Source organism: Streptomyces sp. NPDC127084 (assembly GCF_042724175.1).
GTDB lineage: Bacteria > Actinomycetota > Actinomycetes > Streptomycetales > Streptomycetaceae > Streptomyces.
This window is the reverse complement of record NZ_JBHXFA010000171.1, coordinates 1-6,106: the sequence shown is the minus strand read 5'-3', so window position 1 is coordinate 6,106 and position 6,106 is coordinate 1. Positions and strand designations below refer to the sequence as shown.

Annotated in this window: 6 protein-coding genes; 4 read left to right on the top strand and 2 right to left on the bottom strand. The window is 72.8% G+C overall.

Annotation, left to right across the window (positions count from 1 at the left end; all coding sequences use genetic code 11):
- Positions 1-137: 137 nt before the first annotated feature.
- Entirely contained in the window at positions 138-1,370 is a 1,233-nt protein-coding gene (hemW, locus tag ACFWI9_RS28785; RefSeq protein ID WP_387166451.1) for a radical SAM family heme chaperone HemW, read from the top strand.
- 328 nt (positions 1,371-1,698) lie between these two features.
- Here the strand turns inward: hemW and ACFWI9_RS28780 are convergent, their stop codons facing one another.
- Together ACFWI9_RS28780 and ACFWI9_RS28775 are read right to left on the bottom strand one after the other, a co-directional pair.
- The gene (locus ACFWI9_RS28780) at positions 1,699-2,505 is read right to left on the bottom strand and encodes a DUF3097 domain-containing protein (protein ID WP_387166448.1); all 807 of its coding nucleotides are present in this window, start codon (positions 2,503-2,505) and stop codon (positions 1,699-1,701) included.
- A 62-nt stretch (positions 2,506-2,567) separates the two neighbouring features.
- Positions 2,568-3,305 (bottom strand): MBL fold metallo-hydrolase, encoded by a 738-nt coding sequence (locus ACFWI9_RS28775; protein ID WP_387166445.1) that lies wholly within the window; start codon positions 3,303-3,305, stop codon positions 2,568-2,570.
- 198 nt (positions 3,306-3,503) lie between these two features.
- Here ACFWI9_RS28775 and hrcA point away from each other — a divergent pair, with 198 nt between their 5' ends.
- The 3 genes from hrcA to ACFWI9_RS28760 all read left to right on the top strand — a co-directional run.
- Positions 3,504-4,520, top strand: a complete 1,017-nt coding sequence (hrcA, locus tag ACFWI9_RS28770) for a heat-inducible transcriptional repressor HrcA (protein WP_387166443.1) — start codon at positions 3,504-3,506, stop codon at positions 4,518-4,520.
- Entirely contained in the window at positions 4,521-5,654 is a 1,134-nt protein-coding gene (gene dnaJ, locus ACFWI9_RS28765; RefSeq protein WP_387166441.1) for a molecular chaperone DnaJ, read from the top strand.
- A gap of 54 nt (positions 5,655-5,708) precedes the next feature.
- A partial coding sequence (locus ACFWI9_RS28760; protein ID WP_387166439.1) for a hypothetical protein occupies positions 5,709-6,106 on the top strand: 398 nt, incomplete at its 3' end.

The following is a 6,106-nucleotide window of genomic DNA, read 5'->3' as shown; positions in this document are numbered from 1 at the left end:
GCTCGCCCCCCCCGCGCCCCCCCGCCCCGGGGCCGCGGCGGGGCGGGGGGGGCCCCCCGCCCCGCCGCCCGCGGCGGGGCCGGCCCCCCCGCCCGCCGGGGCGGGGCCCACGGAGCGGGTGACGGACAATGGTGTGCATGCCTTCAGTACTGCCCGATGGTGAGCCCATGCCCGCGGACGGGTCGCTGCCGCCGCACGCCCGAACGGGCGCGGGCGACCGGCCCCTCGGGTTCTATCTGCACGTCCCGTACTGCGCCACCCGCTGCGGCTACTGCGACTTCAACACGTACACCGCGAGCGAGCTGCGCGGCAGCGGAGGCGTGCTGGCCTCCCGCGACAACTACGCCGACACCCTGATCGCCGAGCTCCGGCTCGCCCGCAAGGTCCTCGGCGACGACCCCCGCCCGGTGCGCACCGTCTTCGTCGGCGGCGGCACGCCGACGCTGCTCCCCGCCGCAGATCTGGTGCGGATGCTCGGGGCGGTACGCGAGGAGTTCGGCCTGGCCGACGACGCCGAGACCACCACGGAGGCCAACCCGGAGTCCGTGGACCCCGCCTATCTCGCGGAGCTGCGGGCCGGCGGCTTCAACCGGGTGTCCTTCGGGATGCAGAGCGCCCGGCGGCATGTGCTGAAGGTCCTCGACCGAACCCACACCCCAGGCCGCCCGGAGGCCTGCGTCGCCGAGGCACGCGCGGCCGGCTTCGAGCACGTCAACCTCGATCTGATCTACGGCACCCCGGGGGAGACCGACGACGACTGGCGGGCCTCCCTGGACGCCGCGATCGGCGCAGGCCCCGACCACATCAGCGCCTACGCCCTGATCGTCGAAGAGGGCACCCAGCTCGCCCGCCGGATCCGCCGCGGCGAGGTGCCCATGACCGACGACGACGTACACGCCGACCGCTACCTCATCGCCGACGAGGTGCTGTCCGGGGCGGGCTTCGACTGGTACGAGGTCTCGAACTGGGCCACGTCCGACGCCGGGCGCTGCCTGCACAACGAGCTGTACTGGCGCGGCGCCGACTGGTGGGGCGCCGGACCCGGCGCGCACAGCCACGTGAACGGTGTGCGCTGGTGGAACGTGAAGCACCCCGGCGCCTACGCCGCGGCCCTCGCCGATGGCCGCTCACCCGGCGCCGGACGGGAGGTCCTGCCGGACGAGGACCGCAGGGTCGAGCGCGTCCTGCTGGAGCTGCGGCTGCGCGAGGGCTGCCCGCTGGACCTGCTGCGCCCGGCCGGCCTGGCGGCGGCCCGCCGTGCCCTGGCGGACGGGCTCCTCGACCCCGGGCCGTACGAACGGGGCCGCGCGGTGCTGACGCTGCGCGGGCGGCTGCTCGCGGACGCGGTGGTCCGGGACCTCGTCGACTGAGCGCGGGTGCGCCGAGGGGCGCGCTCGGGTTCCCGGGCCCTGCCCCTGCCCCGTGGGGCGCGGCACGCGGGGGGTTTCCGGTGTACCGCCCCCTCTCCCAGAGCCTGCGGCCTGGGAGGTACCCCCAGTGGCCGGAGTGTCCGTCCTCAATCGCCGGACGGGCTGGTGAGTCGGGCTGGGCCGGCCCCGTGGGGCGCGGCTCCCGGGGAAGCGGGATTCCGGTGTACCGTCCCCTCTCCCCAGAGCCCGTCCGGGGGACTCCCAGACGGGCTGGTGACGCCGGACGGGCTGGTGAGTCGGGGCAGGCCCGCGCGGACGGCCCCGTGTCTCAGTCCGCCGTCGTCACGAAGTCGATCAGCTCCTCCACCCGCCCCAGCAGCGCGGGCTCCAGATCCCGGTAGCTGCCCACCTTCGACAGGATGTGCTGCCAGGCCGCCCCCGTGTTCTGCGGCCACCCCAGCGCCCGGCACACCCCGGTCTTCCAGTCCTGCCCGCGAGGTACGGAAGGCCAGCCCGCGATCCCCAGCGAGGACGGCTTCACCGCCTCCCAGACGTCGATGTACGGGTGCCCCACCACCAGTACATGCGGGTCGGTGACGGATGCGGCGATACGGGACTCCTTGGAGCCCGGTACGAGATGGTCCACGAGCACCCCCAGCCGGGCGTCCGGCCCGGGTGCGAAGTCCGCCACGATCGCCGGGAGGTCGTCGACGCCTTCCAGGTACTCGACCACCACGCCCTCGATGCGCAGATCGTCGCCCCAGACCTTCTCGACCAGCTCCGCGTCGTGCCGCCCCTCCACATAGATCCGCCCCGCGCGCGCCACCCGGGCCCGCGCCCCCGGGACGGCGATCGAGCCCGACGCGGTACGGGTGGGACGGACCGGAGCGTCCGCGGCCGGCCGGACCAGCGTGACCACCCTGCCCTCGAGCAGGAATCCGCGCGGCTCCAGCGGGAACACCCGGTGCTTGCCGAAGCGGTCCTCCAGCGTCACCGTGCCCGCCTCGCAGCGGATCACCGCGCCGCAGAAGCCCGTACCGGCCTCCTCCACGACCAGGTCGGGTTCGGCGGGAACCTCGGGCACGGGGGCGGACCGCTTCCAAGGGGGCGTCAGATCAGGGCTGTAGCTGCGCATTGGGCAGACGCTACCGGGTCGGCGGCCGGGGGCGGCAGCACACCGGACCGAGACACCCGGGGTCACGTCACCCCGAACCGCCGGGCCAGCTCGTCCCGTTGCGCGCGTACGAAATCCGCGTCCACGACCGCCCCGTGCCCCGGAACGTACAGCGCGTCGTCCCCGCCCAGTGCGAGCAGCCGGTCGAGCGCCGCGGGCCACTGGGCGGTTACGGCGTCCGGGCCCGCCTGGGGCTCTCCGGACTCCTCGACCAGGTCACCGCAGAGGACGACCTCGGCGCCGCCCGCCGTGTCCGGGACCAGCACCACCAGGTCATGACCGCTGTGGCCGGGCCCCACGTTCGCCAGCAGCACCTGGCGGCCGCCGAGGTCCAGCGTCCATTCGCCGCTGACCACGTGCCGCGGCACCACCAGCGCGTCCGCCGCCTCGGCGGCTTCGTCCGGTGCCACACCCTGGTGGACGGCGTCCTCCCGCAGCATCTCGCGTTCGCGTGCCGTCCCCATGAGCCGTTCGGCTCCCACCGCGCCGTACACCTGCGCCCCGGAGAACGCCGCCGTACCGAAGACATGGTCGAAGTGCGGATGGCTGAGCGCGATATGCGTCACACGCCGCCCGTCCAGGAGCGACTCGATCTGCGTCCGCAACTCGGCGCCCTCGCGGACCGTGGCGCCCGTGTCGTACAGGAGTACGGCGTCATCCCCGACCACCACGGCGGCTGTCGCGTCCCATACGGGCAGCCGCCGCCGCCCGACCCCGTCACCGAGGCGCTCCCAACCGAAGTCTTCCCAACTGACGTCCATGAGGCGACGCTATCCACGTACGGTGAGGAAACCCCAGCGAAAAGCATGACGGAGTCCGTGACGCGTTCGCCGTCGGTCGCCCTTGCTCGGGGTGTACCCCACGGCCGTACACTGACCGGGGGGCCTCTGGCACTCCGCCGTGGTGAGTGCCAGATCACACCGACCGAACCGCCGATGAACCGCAGCTGGAGGTGCGCGATGCTCAGCGAACGCAGGCTTGAGGTGCTGCGCGCCATCGTCCAGGACTATGTCGGCACGGAGGAGCCGGTCGGTTCCAAGGCGCTCACCGAGCGTCACAAGCTGGGAGTGTCGCCCGCCACCGTGCGCAACGACATGGCCGTTCTGGAGGACGAGGGCTTCATCGCCCAGCCGCATACCAGCGCCGGCCGGATCCCCACGGACAAGGGCTACCGCCTGTTCGTGGACAAGCTCGCGGGCGTCAAGCCGCTGTCGTCCCCCGAAAGGCGGGCGATCCAGAACTTCCTTGACGGCGCCGTGGACCTCGACGACGTGGTGGCCCGCACGGTGCGGCTGCTGGCGCAGCTGACCCGGCAGGTCGCCGTCGTCCAGTACCCGTCCCTGACCCGCTCCACGGTGCGGCACGTGGAGCTGCTGGCCCTCGCCCCCGCCCGCCTGATGCTGGTGCTGATCACCGACACCGGGCGGGTCGAGCAGCGGCATGTGGACTGCCCGGCGCCGTTCTCCGACACCTCGCTCGCCGACCTGCGGGCCCGGCTGAACAGCCGGATCGTCGGCCGCCGTTTCACCGACGTGCCGCAGCTCGTGCAGGATCTCCCGGAGTCCTTCGAACCGGAGGACCGCGGCACGGTCTCCATGGTGCTCTCGACGCTGCTCGAAACCCTCGTGGAGGAGACCGAGGAGCGCCTGATGATCGGCGGCACCGCCAATCTGACCCGCTTCGGGCACGACTTCCCGCTCACCATCAGGCCCGTCCTGGAGGCGCTGGAGGAGCAGGTCGTGCTGCTCAAGCTGCTCGGTGAGGCGAAGGACTCCGCTATGACGGTCCGCATCGGGCATGAGAACGCCCACGAGGGACTCAACTCCACGTCCGTGGTCGCTGTCGGCTACGGTTCGGGCGACGAAGCCGTCGCAAAACTCGGCGTGGTCGGACCGACCCGCATGGATTACCCCGGAACGATGGGAGCGGTACGCGCAGTGGCACGTTACGTAGGACAGATCCTGGCGGAGTCGTAAATGGCCACGGACTACTACGCCGTACTCGGCGTGCGCCGCGACGCATCCCAGGACGAGATCAAGAAGGCCTTCCGACGGCTGGCCAGGGAGCTCCACCCGGACGTGAATCCGGACCCGAAGACGCAGGAGCGCTTCAAGGAGATCAACGCCGCCTACGAGGTGCTGTCGGACCCGCAGAAGAAGCAGGTCTACGACCTCGGCGGGGACCCGCTGTCCAGCTCGGGCGGCGGAGCCGGCGGATTCGGCGCGGGCGGATTCGGCAACTTCTCGGACATCATGGACGCCTTCTTCGGTACGGCGTCCCAGCGCGGCCCCCGCTCGCGCACCCGGCGCGGCCAGGACGCGATGATCCGGCTGGAGGTCGAGCTCAGCGAGTCGGCCTTCGGTACGACGAAGGACATCCAGGTCGACACCGCCGTCGTGTGCAACACCTGCACCGGCGAGGGCGCGGCCCCCGGCACCTCGGCGCAGACCTGTGACATGTGCCGCGGCCGTGGCGAGGTCTCGCAGGTCACCCGGTCCTTCCTGGGCCAGGTCATGACCTCCCGCCCGTGCCCGCAGTGCCAGGGCTTCGGCACCGTCGTGCCGACCCCGTGCCCGGAGTGCGCGGGTGACGGACGGGTGCGCTCGCGCCGCACGATGAAGGTCAAGATCCCGGCCGGTGTGGACAACGGCACCCGGATCCAGCTCGCGGGCGAGGGCGAGGTCGGCCCCGGCGGCGGTCCGGCCGGCGACCTGTACGTGGAGATCCACGAGCTGCCCCATCCGATGTTCCAGCGGCGCGGCGACGACCTGCACTGCACGGTGACCATCCCGATGACTGCGGGCGCCCTCGGCACCAAGGTGCCGCTGGAGACCCTGGACGGGATGGAGGAGGTCGACATCCGGCCCGGCACCCAGTCAGGGCAGTCGATTCCGCTGCACGGCCGTGGTGTGACGCATCTGCGCGGCGGCGGCCGTGGTGACCTCATCGTCCATGTCGAGGTGCAGACCCCGTCGAAGCTGGACCCGGAGCAGGAGAGACTGCTGCGGGAGCTGGCCAAGCTGCGCGGCGAGGAGCGGCCGATGGGTCAGTTCCAGCCCGGCCAGCAGGGGTTGTTCTCCCGGCTGAAGGACGCTTTCAACGGCCGCTGACGCCGTCGATGGGGGCCCGCCCCCGGGGGGGGGGCCGCCCGCCCCCGCGCGGCCGTGCGCGCCCCCGAGCTCCGGGACACGCCGTCCGGCGACGGTCGGCCCGCCGCTGTCCTTGTCGACCTCGGTGGTCACCCGCCAGGAGGTGACCAGGGTGGTGGGCGTCTCGGGCAGAGGTACGGCGAGCGGGTGCGGCGGCTCTGCGGAGGGTTCGGGAAGCCGGAGCAGGTGGTAGAGGGCGGTGCGGAGGCGGGCCAGGGCGAGGCCGGGTTCGGCGAAGGCCCGCGCTGCGACCGGCGCGTACCGCTCAGGGGAGTGCTCGCGTACGGCGTCCTCGATCTGCTCATGCAGGTCGCCGCGATGGTCGAGTCGGGGTGCCAGGTCCGCCATGGCGTGGGCGGCGGTGCCCGGCACCGCGTCGGTGCCGAACGCGGCGAGGAGCAGCGGCGTCCCCC

Coding starts and splice junctions, on each gene's coding strand:
- hemW (WP_387166451.1), top strand. CDS start 138: ATGCCTTCAGTACTGCCCGATGGTGAGCCCATGCCCGCGGACGGGTCG.
- ACFWI9_RS28780 (WP_387166448.1), bottom strand. CDS start 2,505: ATGCGCAGCTACAGCCCTGATCTGACGCCCCCTTGGAAGCGGTCCGCC.
- ACFWI9_RS28775 (WP_387166445.1), bottom strand. CDS start 3,305: ATGGACGTCAGTTGGGAAGACTTCGGTTGGGAGCGCCTCGGTGACGGG.
- hrcA (WP_387166443.1), top strand. CDS start 3,504: ATGCTCAGCGAACGCAGGCTTGAGGTGCTGCGCGCCATCGTCCAGGAC.
- dnaJ (WP_387166441.1), top strand. CDS start 4,521: ATGGCCACGGACTACTACGCCGTACTCGGCGTGCGCCGCGACGCATCC.